The organism is Frankia sp. CcWB2, assembly GCF_977927585.1.
Map to the genome: position 1 here is coordinate 16,514 of NZ_CDWRCM010000108.1, position 567 is coordinate 17,080.

Below are 567 nucleotides of genomic sequence, written 5' to 3' on the forward strand. Positions count from 1 at the left end.
CCCCCGCGGCCACCACCGGACCCGACAAAATCGTCAAGACCGACGAGCAGTGGCGCGCCGAACTCGACCCCGAGCGCTACGCCATCCTCCGCCGCGCCGCCACCGAACCCCCCTTCACCGGCGCCTACACCTACAGCAAAGAAAATGGCACCTACCGCTGCGGCGGCTGCGGCGCCGCCTTGTTCACTTCCGACACCAAATACGACTCCGGCTCCGGCTGGCCCAGCTTCACCCAACCCGCCGTCGCCGACGCCCTCGAACTCGTCGAAGACCATTCCCACGGCATGATCCGCACCGAAGTCCGCTGCGCCCGCTGCGGCGGACACCTCGGCCACGTCTTCGACGACGGACCCGGCCCCACCGGCCATCGCTACTGCATGAACAGCCTCGCCCTCGACCTCGACCCGAACTCCCGCTAGAAAACCCCGACCGACCCGTCGACACCTCCACCCCCATCGGCCGGCCGTTCTTCCGCAAGGCGACCGCTCGCCGAGTGCGGTGCGGCCCGTCGTCACTGATGACGATCTTTCTCCATGCCTCGGCCCACACCTGCGGGTCGCCGCCGCC

General features: G+C 69.1%; 1 protein-coding gene. It reads left to right on the top strand.

The window, feature by feature from the left end; all coding sequences use genetic code 11:
• The first annotated feature begins 29 nt into the window (after positions 1–29).
• Positions 30–419, top strand: coding sequence for a peptide-methionine (R)-S-oxide reductase MsrB (msrB, locus tag ACY45C_RS12830; RefSeq protein WP_462187853.1), 390 nt, complete (start codon positions 30–32; stop codon positions 417–419).
• Positions 420–567: the final 148 nt, after the last annotated feature.